At 70.1% G+C, this 15,868-nt stretch carries 15 protein-coding genes; 10 read left to right on the plus strand and 5 right to left on the minus strand.

The genetic code is table 11. The features are described from left to right. The first annotated feature begins 1 nt into the window (after nucleotide 1). Nucleotides 2–721 (plus strand): GntR family transcriptional regulator, encoded by a 720-nt coding sequence (locus ACWEN0_RS01360; RefSeq protein ID WP_451967863.1) that lies wholly within the window; start codon nucleotides 2–4, stop codon nucleotides 719–721. 157 nt (nucleotides 722–878) lie between these two features. Here the strand turns inward: ACWEN0_RS01360 and ACWEN0_RS01365 are convergent, their stop codons facing one another. From ACWEN0_RS01365 to ACWEN0_RS01375, 3 genes are read right to left on the minus strand one after another with little or no spacing between them, the layout of a single operon-like run. Beyond that, nucleotides 879–1,340: a DUF4262 domain-containing protein gene (locus ACWEN0_RS01365; RefSeq protein WP_451967865.1), complete on the minus strand. Its 462-nt coding sequence runs from the start codon at nucleotides 1,338–1,340 to the stop codon at nucleotides 879–881. Nucleotides 1,341–1,400: 60 nt separating this feature from the next. Further along, complete coding sequence (locus ACWEN0_RS01370; protein ID WP_451967866.1) at nucleotides 1,401–2,459, minus strand: tartrate dehydrogenase; 1,059 nt, start codon at nucleotides 2,457–2,459, stop codon at nucleotides 1,401–1,403. Further along, nucleotides 2,456–3,919, minus strand: a complete 1,464-nt coding sequence (locus tag ACWEN0_RS01375) for an NAD-dependent succinate-semialdehyde dehydrogenase (RefSeq protein WP_451967868.1) — start codon at nucleotides 3,917–3,919, stop codon at nucleotides 2,456–2,458. Before ACWEN0_RS01375 ends, ACWEN0_RS01370 begins: the two co-directional genes overlap by 4 nt. Nucleotides 3,920–4,011: 92 nt before the next feature. Here ACWEN0_RS01375 and ACWEN0_RS01380 point away from each other — a divergent pair, with 92 nt between their 5' ends. Together ACWEN0_RS01380 and ACWEN0_RS01385 are read left to right on the plus strand one after the other, a co-directional pair. Beyond that, on the plus strand, nucleotides 4,012–5,268 hold the full coding sequence (locus tag ACWEN0_RS01380; protein ID WP_451967870.1) for an aspartate aminotransferase family protein: 1,257 nt from the start codon (nucleotides 4,012–4,014) through the stop codon (nucleotides 5,266–5,268). Between the two features lie 2 nt (nucleotides 5,269–5,270). Continuing rightward, the gene (locus tag ACWEN0_RS01385) at nucleotides 5,271–5,768 is read left to right on the plus strand and encodes a DUF3830 family protein (RefSeq protein ID WP_451967872.1); all 498 of its coding nucleotides are present in this window, start codon (nucleotides 5,271–5,273) and stop codon (nucleotides 5,766–5,768) included. Nucleotides 5,769–6,309: 541 nt separating this feature from the next. Here the strand turns inward: ACWEN0_RS01385 and ACWEN0_RS01390 are convergent. Continuing rightward, nucleotides 6,310–7,131 carry an aldo/keto reductase gene (locus ACWEN0_RS01390; protein WP_451967874.1) on the minus strand — a complete coding sequence of 274 codons (822 nt, stop codon included), beginning with the start codon at nucleotides 7,129–7,131 and terminating at the stop codon, nucleotides 6,310–6,312. A 155-nt stretch (nucleotides 7,132–7,286) separates the two neighbouring features. Between ACWEN0_RS01390 and ACWEN0_RS01395 the strand changes: the two genes are divergently transcribed. The 7 genes from ACWEN0_RS01395 to ACWEN0_RS01425 all read left to right on the plus strand — a co-directional run bounded on the left by ACWEN0_RS01395 (nucleotide 7,287) and on the right by ACWEN0_RS01425 (nucleotide 14,375). Further along, the gene (locus tag ACWEN0_RS01395; RefSeq protein ID WP_451967876.1) at nucleotides 7,287–8,045 is read left to right on the plus strand and encodes a PE-PPE domain-containing protein; all 759 of its coding nucleotides are present in this window, start codon (nucleotides 7,287–7,289) and stop codon (nucleotides 8,043–8,045) included. A 139-nt stretch (nucleotides 8,046–8,184) separates the two neighbouring features. After that, nucleotides 8,185–9,570: an FAD-binding oxidoreductase gene (locus ACWEN0_RS01400; RefSeq protein WP_451967878.1), complete on the plus strand. Its 1,386-nt coding sequence runs from the start codon at nucleotides 8,185–8,187 to the stop codon at nucleotides 9,568–9,570. Nucleotides 9,571–9,643: 73 nt separating this feature from the next. Continuing rightward, the gene (locus ACWEN0_RS01405) at nucleotides 9,644–11,206 is read left to right on the plus strand and encodes an acetolactate synthase large subunit (protein ID WP_451967880.1); all 1,563 of its coding nucleotides are present in this window, start codon (nucleotides 9,644–9,646) and stop codon (nucleotides 11,204–11,206) included. 43 nt (nucleotides 11,207–11,249) lie between these two features. Then, nucleotides 11,250–12,050 (plus strand): SAM-dependent methyltransferase, encoded by an 801-nt coding sequence (locus tag ACWEN0_RS01410; protein WP_451967881.1) that lies wholly within the window; start codon nucleotides 11,250–11,252, stop codon nucleotides 12,048–12,050. A 43-nt stretch (nucleotides 12,051–12,093) separates the two neighbouring features. Then, nucleotides 12,094–12,897, plus strand: a complete 804-nt coding sequence (locus ACWEN0_RS01415) for an SAM-dependent methyltransferase (RefSeq protein WP_451967883.1) — start codon at nucleotides 12,094–12,096, stop codon at nucleotides 12,895–12,897. A gap of 2 nt (nucleotides 12,898–12,899) precedes the next feature. Further along, nucleotides 12,900–13,529 carry a histidine phosphatase family protein gene (locus ACWEN0_RS01420; RefSeq protein WP_451967885.1) on the plus strand — a complete coding sequence of 210 codons (630 nt, stop codon included), beginning with the start codon at nucleotides 12,900–12,902 and terminating at the stop codon, nucleotides 13,527–13,529. 39 nt (nucleotides 13,530–13,568) lie between these two features. Beyond that, the gene (locus ACWEN0_RS01425) at nucleotides 13,569–14,375 is read left to right on the plus strand and encodes an SAM-dependent methyltransferase (protein WP_451967887.1); all 807 of its coding nucleotides are present in this window, start codon (nucleotides 13,569–13,571) and stop codon (nucleotides 14,373–14,375) included. Here the strand turns inward: ACWEN0_RS01425 and ACWEN0_RS01430 are convergent. Continuing rightward, nucleotides 14,372–15,784, minus strand: a complete 1,413-nt coding sequence (locus tag ACWEN0_RS01430) for an MFS transporter (protein ID WP_451967889.1) — start codon at nucleotides 15,782–15,784, stop codon at nucleotides 14,372–14,374. The two genes, ACWEN0_RS01425 and ACWEN0_RS01430, sit on opposite strands and share 4 nt — an antisense overlap. Nucleotides 15,785–15,868: the final 84 nt, after the last annotated feature.

Raw genomic sequence — 15,868 nt, forward strand, 5'->3', positions numbered from 1 at the left:
CATGGCCCTCCCGCCGGGCATGCTGCCCGAGATCGAGCCGGTCAGCCGCGAGTCGACGGCCGCGGTGATCGCGCGCCAGCTGCGCGACGCGATCATGACCGGCGCCCTCCCGCCCGGGACCCAGCTCGGCGAAACCGAGCTGGCGTCACGGTTCCAGGTGTCACGGGGGCCGCTCCGGGAAGCGATGCAGCACCTGGTGTCCGAAGGGCTCCTGCGCAGCGAACGGCACCGCGGCCTGTTCGTGATCGACCTCGAGCCGGGCGACGTCTACGACATCTATGCAGCTCGCTGGGCGATCGAACGGGCGGCCATGGTGCGCGCCATCCGTGGCGGCGACCGCGACCGGATCGCCGGCCTGCTCGAACACACCGTCGCCGAGATGGCGACCGCCGCGAGCGAAGACGACCCCACCGCACTCTCCACCGCGGACCTCAGGTTCCACGAGGCTCTCATCAACGCTTCCGGGAGCAAACGGCTCGTCCGGATGGCTCGGACCCTGCTCATCGAGACCCGGATGTGCCTGACCGCGCTCCAGAGCACCTACCAGCGGGTCGAGGAGCGCGTGGACGAGCACACGAAGCTCATCCAGGCGCTTCGTGACGGAGACGAAGAAACCGCGCTGGCGCTTCTCGAGGCCCACATGGAGGACGCCGTGCAGCGGCTCGCGCCGGGCACGAGCCTCCGGGAGGGACAAGCCCCGCCGGTGCCGGGCAACGCGTGAACGGAACTCCGACACCCGTGCTTTGAAGGCCTCGCCGCGTGCCGGCCGGATCGGCACCCGCACGTGGATCGGCCCGCGCACCCGGGAGGGCGGTACACGTGCGTGGACGGCCGGCACGGGTTCCGGGAAGCAGTTGGCCGGGACGCCGCATCCGCAGTCAGCGCGCATGGCGCACCCCCAGGACCGGCTGGCCGCCCAGGTGCCCGGGCGACCACGGCCAGCGGCCGCGCTCGTCCACGTGGACCAGTTGCAGCGCAAGGATTTCCGGGCCGTACAGGGCCGCCGCGAACACCAGGTGGGCCGGCGGGTCCGCCACCGCGACCACCTCGATCAGCGGCCCGCCCCGCAGCGGGATGCGTTCGCCCGCCGCGGGTGGCGACGCGTGCAGCGCGTGCGCTGCCAGGTCGTTCAGCAGTTCGGCGCATTCCGTCAGCGGCAGGCCGGTGACGACCAGTTCGGGCAGACCGTACGCGCTCAGGCCGATCGTGTAGGCCCACGGTGGATCCGCACCGGCGTCGTCCACGCCTTGCACGAGCCAGCCCCGGTCCGCCACGCCTTCCCGCAGCAGGGTCAGGTATTCGGACCGGGGCCGGTCCGGGTTTTCGCAGTGCCAGCACATCGATGTCTCCTCCCCCTCGGTGGGTTCGCGACCACCGTGCCGGAGGGCACCGACAAAAACTCAGCCCAGCGCTTCGGCCACCGCCGTGCCGAGCCGCTCTGTGGTATCCGTGCCGCCGAGGTCCGGCGTGCGGACCCGGCCCTCGTCGAGCACCCGGTCCACCGCGGCCCGGATCGCTTGCGCGGCAACGGTTTCGCCCAGGTGTTCGACCAGCATCGCGGCCGCCAGGACCTGGGCCACGGGGTTGGCGATCCCTTGCCCCGCGATGTCCGGAGCGCTCCCGTGGACCGCCTCGAACATCGACGGATATTCACCCGATGGGTTGATGTTGCCGGACGGCGCCATGCCGAGTCCGCCGGTGATCGCGGCCGCCAGGTCGCTCAGGATGTCACCGAAGAGGTTCGACCCCACGATGACGTCGAGCCGGTCCGGCGCTTGGACCATGCGTGCTGCCAGCGCATCCACGTGCATCTGTTCACTGTGGACATCCGGGTACTCCGCCGCGATCTCGGCGAAGATCTCGTCCCAGAACGGCATCGAGTGGATCAGGCCGTTGGACTTCGTCGCCGAGCAGACGCGCGAAGACCGCGTGCGCGCCAGCTCGAACGCGTACCGGATGATCCGCGAAACGCCGACGCGCGTGAACACCGACTCCTGCAGCACGAACTCGTCCGGCCGCCCGGCGTTGTGCCGGCCGCCGATCGCGGAGTACTCCCCTTCGGAGTTCTCCCGGACGATGACGAGCTCCAACTCCTCGGCCTTGCGCCCGGCCAGCACGGATGTCGTCCCCGGCAGCAACCGCACCGGCCGCAGGTTGACGTACTGCTGGAACGCGCGCCGCAGCGGGATCAGCAGGCCCCACAACGAAACGTGGTCCGGAACGCCCGGGAAGCCGACCGCGCCGAGCAGGATCCCGTCGAACGCCGAGAGCTGCTCGACGCCGTCCTCCGGCATCATCGCCCCGAGCTGCGCGTACCGCTCGCAGCTCCAGTCGAACTCCGTCCACTCCAACGAGAAGCCGAAGAGCGCGGACGCCCGGTCGAGGACCTTGCGGGCCTCGACCGTGACGTCCACGCCGATCCCGTCGCCGGGGATGCTCGCGATGCGGTAGGCCGTCACAGGGCCACCGCGATGTACTTGGTCTCCAGGAACTCTTCGATGCCCACCGAGCCACCCTCGCGACCGAGCCCGGACTGCTTGATCCCGCCGAAGGGCGCCGCCGGGTTCGACACGATGCCCTGGTTGAGGCCGATCATGCCGGCTTCGAGGGCCTCGGAGACGCGCAGCGCGCGCTTGAGGTCGCTGGTGTACACGTAGGAAACCAGACCGAACTCGGTGTCGTTCGCCTTCGCCACCGCCTCTTCTTCGGTGTCGAACGGCGTGATCGGGGCGACCGGCCCGAAGATCTCCTCGTGCGTCAGCCGCGCGTCCTGCGGGACATCGGTGAGCACGGTGGCCTGGTAGAAGTGGCCGGGCCCGTCGACGCCGGCGCCGCCGGTGAGCACGCGCGCGCCGCGGTCGGTGGCGTCCTTGACCAGTTCCGTCACCTTGTCGACGGCCTTCTCGTCGATCAGCGGGCCGACGACGACGTCCTTCTCGGTGCCGCGACCCATCGGCAGGGCCTGCATGCGCTCGGTCAGCCGTCGCGAGAACTCCTCCACGACGCCGCGCTGCACGTAGAAGCGGTTCGCCGCGGTGCACGCCTCGCCGATGTTGCGCATCTTCGCCTGCATCGCGCCGTCGATGGCGGCGTCCATGTCGGCGTCTTCGAAGACCAGGAACGGCGCGTTGCCGCCCAGCTCCATGGACGTCCGGAGGATCTTGTCGGCGCACTGTTCGAGGAGCTTCCGCCCGACGCCGGTGGAGCCGGTGAAGGAGAGCTTGCGGGCGCGGCCGTCGCGGATCAGCGGCTCCATCACGCCGCCGGAGTCGCTCGTCGTGATGACGTTGAGCACGCCCTCGGGCAGCCCCGCCTCGGCGAGGATGCCGGCCAGCGCGAGCATCGACAGCGGCGTCTGCGCGGCGGGCTTGATCACCGACGTGCAGCCCGCGGCGATCGCCGGGCCGATCTTGCGGGTGCCCATCGCCATGGGGAAGTTCCACGGCGTGATCAGCAGCGTGGGCCCGACCGGCTGCTTCGTGATGAGGAACCGGCCGACGCCGTTCGGGGCGGTGGCGAAGCCGCCGTCGATGCGGACGGCCTCCTCCGCGAACCAGCGGAAGAACTCGGCGGCGTAGGCGATCTCACCCTTCGACTCGGCGAGCGGCTTGCCCATCTCGAGCGTCATGAGCAGGCCCAGCTCGTCTTGGCGCTTCATCAGCAGCTCGTACGCGCGGCGCAGGATCTCGCCGCGTTCCCTCGGCGCCATCTTCGCGAAGTCCGATTGCGCGGCGACGGCGGCGTCCAGCGCCGCGACGCCGTCCGCCGGGGAGGCGTCGGCGACCTGGCACAGCTCCTTGCCGGTGGCCGGGTCGACCACCGGGAACGTCTTCCCGGACGCGGCGGCGACCCACTTGCCGCCGATGAACAGTTCCTTGCCGACCGCGTCGACGACGCCGGACTCGGTGCTCGTGCTCATCCCGACTGCTCCTCACGTGTTGTCCCGAGGGCCATGCTATGGATATTGTCAACAATCGACAACCCGCTCAACCGACCTAGGAGCACGCTGCCATGGCCCAGCTATCTCCGCTGCTCAAGCAGGCAACGCCCGTCGTGGTCGACCACGGTGAAGGGGTTTACCTCTACGACGTCGACGGCAAACGCCACCTCGACTTCACCGCCGGCATCGGCGTCACGAGCACCGGGCACTGCCATCCCCACGTCGTGCGGGCCGCGCAGGAGCAGATCGGCAAGCTCGTCCACGGGCAGTACACGACGGTGATGCACCAGCCGCTGCTGGAGCTGACCCGGCGCCTCGGCGACGTGCTGCCCAGGGGGCTCGACTCGCTCTTCTACTCGAACTCCGGCAGCGAAGCCGTCGAAGCGGCGTTGCGGCTTTCGCGGCAGGCGACGAAGCGCCCGAACGTCATCGTCATGCAGGGTGGCTTCCACGGCCGGACCGTCGCCGCGGCGAGCATGACGACGTCCGGGACGCGGTTCAGCGCCGGCATCGGCCCGCTGATGGCAGGCGTGCACGTCGCGCCGTTCCCCTACGCCTACCACTACGGCTGGGACGAGCAGACCGCGACGAAGTTCGCGCTGCGGGAGCTGGACTACCTGTTCCAGACGGTCAGCGCGCCGAACGAGACCGCCGCGATCTTCGTCGAGCCGGTGCTCGGCGAGGGCGGGTACGTCCCGGCGAACACCGAGTTCATGGCCGGCCTGCGCGAGCGCGCCGACCGGCACGGCATCCTGCTGGTCGTCGACGAGATCCAGACCGGCTTCGGCCGCACCGGCAAGTTCTGGGGGCACGACCACTTCGACGTCTCCCCCGACATCGTCCTCATCGCGAAGGGCCTGGCGAGCGGCTTCCCGCTGTCGGGCATCGCCGCTTCGCAGGAGCTGATGGCGAAAGCGCTTCCGGGCTCGCAGGGCGGCACGTACGGCGGCAACGCGGTGTCGTGCGCCGCGGCGATCGCGACGCTCGAGGTCATCCAGCAGGAGAACCTCGTCGAGAACGCCGCCGAGCGCGGGCGTCAGCTGCTCGAAGGCGCGCGGGTGATCGCGGACAAGACGCCGGCGATCGGCGAGGTGCGCGGTCTCGGGCTGCTGGTCGGCTCCGAGTTCACCACCGCCGACGGCGAGCCCGACGCCGCGACCGCGGCGGCCGCGCAGCAGACGGCCTCGAAGAGCGGCCTGCTGCTGCTCACGTGCGGGCCGTACATGAACGTCGTCCGCATGGTGCCGCCGCTGATCGTCAACGCCGAGCAGGTCGACGACGCGCTGCGCATCTGGGGCGACGTCGTCGCGTCCGTCACGGGGAGCTGAGCATGGCCCGGTACATCACGATCACGCTCGACAAGCGCGGTGTTTCCTGCCGTGCCCGATTGCTGGACGACGAAGCGCCGCGGACGTGCCGCGCGGTGTGGGACGCCCTGCCGCAGAGCGGCTCGGCCTACCACGCGAAGTACGCGCGCAACGAGGTCTACACGCTCGTGAAGCCCTTCGCGGACCCGAAGCCCGGCCGGGAGAACCCGACGATCACGCCGATCCCGGGTGACGTCGTGTACTTCGGCTTCGAGGCCTGGGAGATCGGCAACCCGGCGTACGGCTACGACGAAGGCAGCGAGGCCCACGGTGACCAGGGCGCCACCGACCTCGCGATCTTCTACGGGCGCAACAACCTGCTGATCAACGGCGACGCGGGCTGGGTGCCCGGCAACGTGTTCGCCACGATCGAGGAGGGCCTCGCCGAGATGGCGGCGGCCGCGCAGGACCTCTGGCTGCGGGGTGTCGAGGGCGAGACGCTCTCGTTCGCGCGAGCCTGAATCCCCTGTCCGGCAAGGGGACGCCGGGTGCGGTGACCGCATCCGGCGTCCCCTTTCCCATGTCCGGAGCCACTCGAAAGGGTGATCACTGCGATTTCACTTTTCGTGGCTGGTGATCACCGGATCGAGCTACGCGCCTACCCGGGATGCCGGATCAAGGTCAGCATTACCGACAGTGATGTTCGCTCGCCCTGCTACCCACAGTGGTGGACCGCCGAAGCGGGCACCCCGGCGTCGAACACGAAGGGATTACATGTTTAGTATGGGAAGATTCCGCGGCGCCGGGGTCTCCCGGAAATGACTCTTTGACACGTCGCCAGCACGGTGAAAACCTGATTCCGCTCCCCACGGGGAGCTCTCCAGGGAATCAATGAGTTATTCGACAAGGAGTCATTCCATGCAGATGTTCGCCCAGCACGCCCACTACTGCCACGACATCATCTCCGGCGCGCTGGCGCACCTGGCGCACGTTCTCGGCTGGCTCGTCTGAGGCAGGCCGGAACCGGACGCCCGGCCGCGGGAAACCGCGGCCGGGCCGTTTTTACGCGAGTTTCCCCAACTGTGCGAAATCGTCGTCGGAAAGCGTGATCCCGGCGGAACCACAGTTTTCCTCGAGGTGCGCGAGCGACGACGTCCCGGGAATCGGGAGCACCACCGGCGCTCGACGCAGCAACCACGCGAGCGACACCTGGGCGGGTGTCGCTCCGAGGTCGGCCGCGACCTTTCCGAGCACTCCGCCCGCCGCCGCGTGGTCACCGCGCGCGATCGGCAGCCAGGGCACGAACGCGATCCCTTCACGCTCGCAGTAGGCGAGGACGTCTTCGGAGCCGCGGTCAGTCAGGTTGTAGCGGTTCTGGACGCTCGCGATGGGTGCGACGGCCCGCGCTTCGGTCAGCTGCGCGACGGTGACCTCGGACAACCCGATCCGGGCGACCTTGCCTTCGTCCCGCAGCCGGGCGAGCGCGCCGACCTGTTCGGCGAGCGGGACCTTCGGGTCCAGCCGGTGCAACTGCAGCAGGTCGAGCCGCTCGACGCGCAGGCGCCGCAGCGAAAGCTCCGCCTGCTGCCGCAGGTATTCGGGCCGGCCGAGCGGCACCCACTCGCCGCGGCTCGGGCGCGCGTGACCGCACTTCGTCGCGATGAACAGTCCCTCGTACGGATGGAGGGCGTCGGCGAGCAGTTCCTCGTTCAAGCCCAGGTCATACGCGTCGGCGGTGTCGAAGAACGTCACCCCTAGCTCGGCCGCGCGGCGCGCGACCGCCGCGGCACCGTCGGGGACGTGATCCCATTCGGTCAGCCGCATGGCGCCGAAACCCAGCCGCCGCACGGAAAAGCCGTCTTCGAAGGTGTACGTCGATGTCATGCCGGAAAGGTTCACGCGCCTGGCCGTCACCCGCCAGAGATTTAGTCACAGCTAAATCCTGATCTGTAACCGCCTGATCACAGGTTTCATCGGGATTTCATCGGCCCTCCCTAACGTCGCCGCCGCAGTGATCAACTGACGGAGGGGACTGCGCAATGAAAAACCTGAAACGGCTTTCGCTGATCGGGGCGGCGGTGGCGGCGCTCGTCACCGGCTTCGTGGCCGTGCCGGCCGCCCACGCCGACGGCGCGCACTACTACATCCTGATCGGCGGCACCTGCAACGGGAACGCCGACCAGTACCAGGAAGCGTGGCTGCGCGGCGGGATCCGCAAGGTCGTGAACTACCCGGCCGGCGCGTCCGGGCTGCCGGGGCCGTGCGGCCAGACGCCGATGGACCAGAGCGTCGCCATCGGCCGGGAAGAGGCGAAGCGCGTCGCGCAGGATTCGTTCCACGAAGACCCGGGCGGCGAATTCACCGTCGTCGGGTACTCGCAGGGCGCGATCGTCGCGAACTTCCTGCTGAACGACATCGCGGACGGCGTCGTCGACGTCGACAAGGGCCACTTCAACGCGAAGCTCTACGCCGACCCGATGCAGCCGGTCGGCCCGCCGGGACGCGGGATCAGCGCGGTGATCCCGCAGGGCGCGGGCGCACCGTCGCCGTTCGGGGGGTACGTCTCGTTCGGTCCGGGGCGGACGGACTTCGGCGGCATCCCGTACATCCGCTACTGCATCCAGACCGACGGGGTGTGCCACTTCGACACACCCGAAGCGCCGGGCGGCTACTTCGCGCAGCACTGGTGCTACGTCGAACGCCCGATCATGGAGAACACCCTCGCCGACGGCGTGTACACGAACTCGTCGATCGAGCTGCCGCGGCAGGACTGCCGTCCGCCGTGGCCGATCGGCTGATCCCGGCGGTCCGGGCGGGCGTCGCGAAGGCGCCCGCCCGGACCGCTCCGCGCTAATGTGAAAAACCTTCATAGCGGCGTACCGGCGGTACGTACTACGCTGCGGTAACCACAGCAACGGTGCGGAGGAGAGGCTGTCGATGGGCGACGTGGCGGCACGGCTGGCCGAGATCGTCGGGGACAAGAACCTGCTGACCGGTGAGGCGATTTCCGAGGACTACGCGCACGACGAAGCGTTGACCACGGAGCCGCAGAAGCCTTCGTACGTCGCGAAGCCGGCAACCCCCGAAGAAGTCGCGGAGCTGCTGAAGGCTGCTTCGGAGCACAACGTGCCTGTCACCGCGCGAGGCTCGGGAAGCGGACTCTCAGGCGCCGCGCGCCCGCAGAGCGACGGCCTGCTGATCTCCTTCGAGCGGATGAACGCGGTACTCGAAGTCGACACCGGCAACCACGTCGCCGTTGTGCAGCCCGGTGTGACGCTCGCCGAACTCGACGCCAAGACCGCCGAAGCGGGGCTGAGCTACACCGTCTACCCCGGCGAGCTGAGCGCGAGTGTCGGCGGGAACGTCGGCACCAACGCCGGCGGGATGCGCGCGGTGAAGTACGGCGTCACGCGCAACAACGTCCTCGGCCTGCAGGCCGTGCTGCCGACCGGCGAGATCCTCCGGACCGGCGGCAAGACGTCGAAGATCTCCACCGGCTACGACCTCACGCAGCTGATCATCGGCTCTGAAGGCACCCTCGCGCTGGCCACCGAGATCACCGTCAAGCTGTACCCGCGGCTCACGCACGGCGCCACGGTGCTCGCCCCGTTCGGCGACTTCGGCCAGGTGATGGCCGCGGTGCCGGCGATCGTTTCCAGCGGGCTCGCGCCGCACATCCTCGAGTACATCGACAACATGACGATGGCCGCGATCGTCTACAACGAGAAGCTCGAGCTCGGCGTCCCGGACAAGATCCGCGAGACCAGCGAGGCGTACCTCGTGGTGGCGCTGGAGAACCGGGACAACGGACGCCTGCACGAGGACGTCGAGACGGTCGGCGAGCTGCTCGGAGAGCTCGGCGCGACCGACGTCTACGTCCTCGAGGGTCCCGCCGCGCGCAAGCTCATCGAAGCCCGCGAGAAGGCCTTCTGGACCGCGAAGGCGGCCGGAGCCGACGACGTGATCGACGTCGTCGTGCCGCGCACGGCCATGCCGCAGTTCATCACCAAGGCGCGCGAGCTGGCGATGGCCGCCGGCGGCGGCGCGCTCGGCTGCGGGCACGCCGGCGACGGCAACGTCCACCTCGCGATCTTCTGCAAGGACGCGGACAAGCGGAAGCAGCTCCTGACCGACATCTTCGCCCACGCGATGGGACTCGGCGGCGCGATCTCCGGCGAGCACGGTCTCGGCCGCTCCAAGGCGAAGTACCACCAGGACCTCGAAGACCCGGCGAAGATCGAGTTGATGCGCCGGATCAAGCAGAGCTTCGACCCCGCCGGGATCCTCAACCCCGGCGTTCTCTTCCCCGAAGGAACAGCATGAGTGAGCTTGCGAACGAATCATTCAACACTGCGTTTGCCGCTCAGGCCGCGCCGAGCGTCAGCGAGGTGTGCGCATGAGTGAGCTGAACGGCGCCCAGTCCCTGATCCGCACGCTGGTCGACGCCGGTGTCGAGGTGTGCTTCGCGAACCCCGGCACGTCGGAGATGCACTTCGTCGCCGCGCTCGACACAGTCCCGGAGATGCGGGGCGTGCTCGCGCTCTTCGAAGGCGTCGTCACCGGGGCTGCGGACGGCTACGCGCGCATCGCGGACAAGCCCGCCGCGACGCTGCTGCACCTCGGCCCGGGCCTGGGCAACGGCCTGGCGAACCTGCACAACGCGCGCCGCGCGCACACGCCGATCGTGAACGTCATCGGCGACCACGCGACCTACCACAAGCAGTACGACGCGCCGCTCGAGTCGGACATCGAGTCCATCGCGAGCTCGCTCGAAGGCTGGGTGCGCCGCTCAGAGCACACCAAGGACGTCGGAGCGGACGCCGCCGCCGCGGTCGCCGCGGCGCAGGACGCGCCCGGCCGGGTCGCGACGCTGATCCTGCCCGCGGACGCTTCGTGGGGCGAAGGCGGCGAGACGTGTGCGCCGATCCCGCCGCGCGTTCCGCAGACCGTCGACGCGACGACCGTCAAGGACGTCGCCGCGGTGTTCGGCACCGGCGAGCCGGTCGCGCTGCTCATCGGTGGCGGCGCGTGCCGCGAGGAAGGCCTGCGTGCCGCCGGCCGGATCGCGGCCGCGACCGGCGCGAAGGTGTTCGTCGAGACGTTCCCGGCGCGGCTGGAGCGCGGTGCCGGCCTGCCGACGATCGAGCGGCTCGGCTACCTCGCGGAGCAGGTCACCTACCAGCTCGACGGGGTCAAGCACCTCGTCGTCGCGGGCACGAAGGCGCCTGTGTCGTTCTTCGCCTACCCGGGCAAGCCGAGCGACCTGGTGCCCGAAGGCGCGCAGGTGCACAGCCTCGCCGCGGTCGGCCAGGACGTCACGCGCGCGCTGAACGAGGTCGCCGACCTCGTCGCCGCGGACACCGAACCCGTGCTGGCGCAGGCGTCCCGGCCCGCGCTGTCCAGCGGTCCGCTGACCCCGCAGAACTGGGTCGACGTGATCGGGGCGCTGCTGCCGGAGAACGCGATCATCGCCGACGAGGCCAACACGTCCGGCCTGATGCTGCCGATGGCGACGGCCGGCGCGCCGCGTCACGACGTGCTGACGCTGACCGGCGGCGCGATCGGGTACGGCATGCCCGTCGCGACCGGCGCCGCCATCGCGGCACCGGACCGGCCGGTGCTGAACCTGCAATCGGACGGCAGCGCGTTGTACACGATCTCGGCACTGTGGACGCAGGCGCGGGAGAACCTGAACGTCACGACGGTGCTGCTCAACAACCGCGCGTACGCGATCCTGCGGATGGAGCTGCAGCGCGTCGGCGCGGAGTCGGGCGGCCCGAAGGCGAACGAGCTGCTCGACCTGTCCCGCCCGGACATGGACTTCGTGAAGATCGCGGAGGGCATGGGCGTCCCGGCGACCCGCGCGACGACGGCCGAAGAGCTGGCCGAGCAGCTGCAGCGCGCCTTCGCCGAGCCGGGACCGCACCTCATCGACGCCGTGGTGCCGCCGCTGCTGTGAACCGGACTATTCTCCCGGGCACACCCTGAGCCCGGGAGCGGCGATGAGCGAAGACGAACACGCGAAGCGGGGCATCGACCTCGAAAGACCGAACGCCGCGCGCGTGTACGACTACATGATCGGCGGCGAGCTGAACTACGCCGTGGACCGGATGTTCGCCGACCGGATCCTCAGCGTGCTGCCGAACGCGCGGCACATGGCGCTGGTCAACCGCGCGTGGCTGCGGCGCGCGGCGCGGTTCGCCGCGGAGCAGGGCGTCCGGCAGTTCCTCGACATCGGCTCGGGTATGCCGACCGTCGGGCACGTGCACGAGGTCGTCCAGGAGGTCGACCCCACGTCGCGCGTGGTGTACGTCGACAACGAGCCGATCGCCGTCGCGCACAGCGAGATCGTGCTGGAGGGCAACGACAACGCGGCGATGGTCCAGGCCGACGCCGAGTACCCGGCCGAAGTCCTGGAGGCCCCGGCGACCGAAGCCCTCCTGGACTTCAGCGAGCCGGTGATGGTGATCATGGCGGCGTTCGTGCACTTCATCCCGGACTCGCGGGACCCCGCGGGGCTGATCGCCGCCTACCGCGACGTCCTCGCGCCGGGCAGCTACCTGGCATTGTCGTCGGGCACGTGGGAAGGGCAGGGCGAGGAGTCGCAGCGCTCAGTCGCGCTGTACGAAAAGAGCGGCACGCCCCTGACGTTGCGTTCGCCCGACGAACTGCGCGCGCTGGTGAAGGGCTTCGAGATCCTTCCGCCGGGCGTCGTGTTCACGCCGGAGTGGCGCCCCGACGGGCCGCTCGAGGACCCGCCGGAGCTGTCGGGCGGGCTGGCGTTGGTGGGCCGCAAGGAGTGAACGGCCGCTATCCTCGCCGTCACACCGACGGCGAGGAGCGGCGATGACCGACGAACACGCGGCGCGCGGGATCGACTTCGACAAGCCGAACGCGGCGCGCGTGTACGACTACCTGATCGGCGGCAAGCTCAACTACGCCATCGACCGGATGTTCGCCGAGAAGATCCTCGAGGTGCGGCCGGAGGCGAAGGACCTGGCCCTGCTGAACCGGCGCTGGCTGCGCCGGGCGGTGCGCTTCGGCGCCGAGCAGGGCATCCGGCAGTTCCTCGACATCGGCTCGGGCATGCCGACCGTCGGGCACGTGCACGAGGTGGTCCAGGCCATCGACCCGGCCGCCCGGGTGGTCTACGTCGACAACGAGCCGGTGGCCGTCGCGCACAGCGAGATCGTGCTGAAGGACATCGACAACGTCGAAATGGTCCAGGCCGACGCCGAGCTGCCGGACGAGGTCCTCGAACACCCCACCACCGAGCGGCTGATCGACTTCGGCCGGCCCGTGATGGTCGTCATGGCCGCGTTCATCCACTTCATCCCGGACGAGCGCGACCCCGCCGGGCTGATCGCCGCCTACCGCGACGTCCTCGCGCCGGGCAGCTACCTGGCGCTGTCGTCGGGGACGTTCGAGGGGCAGGGCGAGGAGGTCCGCCAGGCGGCCGCGCTCTACCGGAAGAGCGGCACCGAAGTCGTCGCGCGGTCGAAGGACGAACTGCGCGCGCTGCTGGACGGCTTCGAGCTCGTGCCGCCGGGGATCGTGTTCACGCCGGAGTGGCGCCCGGACGACCCCGCCGAGGTCGGCGCCCACCCGGAGCTGGCCAGTCAGCTGGCTTTGGTGGCCCGCAAGGATTAGCCGTGCGCTGGGTTTACGTCGTAACGCACCCCGAAGCCACCCACCACGTCGAGAACCGGGTCGGCGGCTGGTTCGACTCCGCGCTGACGGCCCGTGGCCGCCTGCACGCCGGGGCGGTCGCCGCCCGGCTCTACGAGCTCGTCCCGCGGACGGCGCGGATCGCGTTGTACAGCTCCGACCTCCGGCGCGCGGTCGAGACGGCGTCGCCGATCGCGCGGCTCTTCGACGTCGAGCCCACGCTCGTGCGCGACCTCCGCGAGAAGTCCTACGGCCAGGCGGGCGGACGGTCTCGGGCGTGGCTCGACGAGCGTTTCGTGCCGCCACCGGCCACGGGCGAACGGCTCGACCACGACGAAGGGATCGAGGGCGCCGAGACCAAGCTCGAGTGGGTGACCCGCGTGTACCGCGCGGTGGACGAAATCCGCGCCGCGACCGGCGAGCACCAGGTGGTCGTCACGCACGGCGGCTCGCTGAGCTGGGTCGTCGCGGCGTGGCTGGGCCTGCCTGTCACGGCGTGCGCGTACGCGTCGTTCCGGGCGAGTGCCGGCGGCATCACCGTGCTGCACGAAGACGACCGATTCGGCAACCGGACGCTGCACACGCTGAACGACACGAGCCACTTGATCGGGTGACCCGCTATCCTCGCCGTCACCACCGATCATGGAGCGGCGATGAGTGAAGACGAGTACGCGCGGCGCGGCATCGACCTCGACAAGCCGAACCCCGCGCGCGTGTACGACTACATCCTCGGCGGGCAGCTCAACTACGCCGTCGACCGGATGTTCGCCGACCAGGTGCTGGCCGCCCAGCCGAACGCGCGGGAGCGGGCCCAGCTGAACCGGCAGTGGCTGCGCCGCGCGATCCGGTTCGGGATGGACCAGGGCATCCGGCAGTTCCTCGACATCGGCTCGGGCATGCCGACGGTGGGGCACGTCCACGAAGTCGCGCAGTCGATCGACCCGACCTCGCGCGTCGTGTACGTCGACAACGAGCCGGTCGCCGTCGCGCACAGCGAGATCGTGCTGGAAGACAACGAAAACGCGGCCATGGTGCACGCCGACGCCGAGTTCCCGGACGACGTCCTCGAGCACGAGACCACCGAGATGATGCTGGACCTCGACCAGCCGGTGATGGTCGTGATGGCGTTGTTCGTGCACTTCATCCCGGACGAGCGCGACCCGGCCCGGCTGATCGGCGCCTACCGCGACGCGCTGGCGCCCGGCAGCTACCTGGCGATGTCGTCGGCGACCCCGGAACAGCAGAGCGCGGGGACGGCGCGGGCCGTGGCGATGTACCAGAAGAGCGCGAACCCGGTGACGCCCCGCTCGGCCGACGAACTGCGCGCGCTGGTGGACGGCTTCGAGATCGTCGACCCGGGCATCGTCTTCATCCCGGAGTGGCGGCCCGACTCCCCCGCGGACGTCCCGGCGAACCCCGTCGAGTGCGGCGGCCTGGCCCTGGTGGCGCGCAAGGACTAGACGGCGACCAGTTCCGGCGCCACCTTCGTCTTCGGGACCAGCGCCGCGAGCAGCACGCCCGCGAGCGCGGCGCACGCCGCCACCGCGAACGTCGCCCGGAAGCCGAACAGCGACGGCACCGGCAGGCCGCCCACGGTGATCGTCAGCTGGGCCAGCATCGCCGCCATCACCGCGCTCGAGATCGCCGTGCCGACCGAGCGCATCAGCGAGTTGAGGCCGTTCGCGGACGCCGTTTCGGTGACCGGCACCGAGCCCATGATCAGTGCCGGCATCGCCGCGTACGCGATCCCGACACCCGCGCCGATGATCACCGACGCCGTGATCAGCTCCAGCGCGTTGTCCATCAGCACGATCGCGAACGCGTACCCGACGGCGATCACCAGGGCGCCGCTCATCAGCGTCGGGCGCGGGCCGAACCGGGCGATCAGCCGCGCGGAAACCGGCGAGAGCAGCATCATCACCAGGCCGTTCGGGGCGAGCGTCAGCCCGGACTCGACCATGGTCTGGCCCAGCCCGTAGCCCGTCGACGCCGGCGCCTGCAGCAGCTGCGGGAACGACAACGCCATCGCGTACAGCGCGAAGCCGACCATGATCGACGCCAGGTTCGTGAACAGCACCGGGCGGCGCGCTGACACCCGGAGGTCGACCAGCGGGTCGCGCCGGCGCAGCTGGTAGGCGCCCCAGCCGAGCAGGATGACGACCGCCGCCGCGGCCAGGCCGAGCGTCGGCAGGCTGGTCCAGCCCCACGCGCCGCCCTTCACGACCGGCAGCAGCAGGCAGAGCAGCCCGGCGGCCAGGCCGAACGCGCCGAAGTAGTCGAACGACGCGGGCGTGCGCAGCGGCGACTCCGGCACGACGGCGACGATCAGCAGCGCGCAGGCGAACCCGAGCGCGGCGGCCATCCAGAACAGCACGTGCCAGTCGGCGTTCTCCGCGACGACGGCCGCGACCGGCAGCCCGATCGCGCCGCCCACCCCGAGCGTCGCGCTCATCAGGGAGATCGCGCCGCCGACGCGTTCGGGCGGGAGCTCGTCGCGCATGATGCTGATGCCGAGCGGGATCACGCCCATCGCGCAGCCCTGCAGGCCGCGGCCGAGGATGTGGAACCCGAGCTCGCTGGTCGTCGCGGACACGATCGAACCGGCGATGAGCAGCGCGAGGCTGACGAGGATCATCCGCCGCTTGCCGTAGAGGTCGCCGAGCCGTCCGCTCACCGGGGTGATGACGGACGCCGCCAGCAGCGTCACGGTGACGACCCAGGACGCGTCGGCCGCCGAAGCGTTCAGCAGCCGCGGGAACACCGGGATGAGCGGCACGACCAGCGTCTGCATGAACGAAGCGACCAGCCCGCACGAGGCGAGCACCACGACGATCGCGGAACCGGACCGTCCGGGTCGGGACACCACCACACCCCCAGTGCGTAGTTAGTACGCATCATGCAACTTCATGCACTGTACCCACGCTCTGGGGGATTTCCGCCTCGATTGGTGCTC

This window comes from Amycolatopsis sp. NPDC004378, from assembly GCF_053602455.1.

Excerpts from the sequence above, each read along its gene's own strand:
- ACWEN0_RS01425 (WP_451967887.1), top strand. The coding sequence starts at position 13,569 with ATGAGTGAAGACGAGTACGCGCGGCGCGGCATCGACCTCGACAAGCCG.
- ACWEN0_RS01375 (WP_451967868.1), bottom strand. The coding sequence starts at position 3,919 with ATGAGCACGAGCACCGAGTCCGGCGTCGTCGACGCGGTCGGCAAGGAA.
- ACWEN0_RS01400 (WP_451967878.1), top strand. The coding sequence starts at position 8,185 with ATGGGCGACGTGGCGGCACGGCTGGCCGAGATCGTCGGGGACAAGAAC.
- ACWEN0_RS01365 (WP_451967865.1), bottom strand. The coding sequence starts at position 1,340 with ATGTGCTGGCACTGCGAAAACCCGGACCGGCCCCGGTCCGAATACCTG.
- ACWEN0_RS01415 (WP_451967883.1), top strand. The coding sequence starts at position 12,094 with ATGACCGACGAACACGCGGCGCGCGGGATCGACTTCGACAAGCCGAAC.
- ACWEN0_RS01395 (WP_451967876.1), top strand. The coding sequence starts at position 7,287 with ATGAAAAACCTGAAACGGCTTTCGCTGATCGGGGCGGCGGTGGCGGCG.
- ACWEN0_RS01385 (WP_451967872.1), top strand. The coding sequence starts at position 5,271 with ATGGCCCGGTACATCACGATCACGCTCGACAAGCGCGGTGTTTCCTGC.
- ACWEN0_RS01380 (WP_451967870.1), top strand. The coding sequence starts at position 4,012 with ATGGCCCAGCTATCTCCGCTGCTCAAGCAGGCAACGCCCGTCGTGGTC.
- ACWEN0_RS01410 (WP_451967881.1), top strand. The coding sequence starts at position 11,250 with ATGAGCGAAGACGAACACGCGAAGCGGGGCATCGACCTCGAAAGACCG.
- ACWEN0_RS01360 (WP_451967863.1), top strand. The coding sequence starts at position 2 with ATGGCCCTCCCGCCGGGCATGCTGCCCGAGATCGAGCCGGTCAGCCGC.
- ACWEN0_RS01390 (WP_451967874.1), bottom strand. The coding sequence starts at position 7,131 with ATGACATCGACGTACACCTTCGAAGACGGCTTTTCCGTGCGGCGGCTG.
- ACWEN0_RS01405 (WP_451967880.1), top strand. The coding sequence starts at position 9,644 with ATGAGTGAGCTGAACGGCGCCCAGTCCCTGATCCGCACGCTGGTCGAC.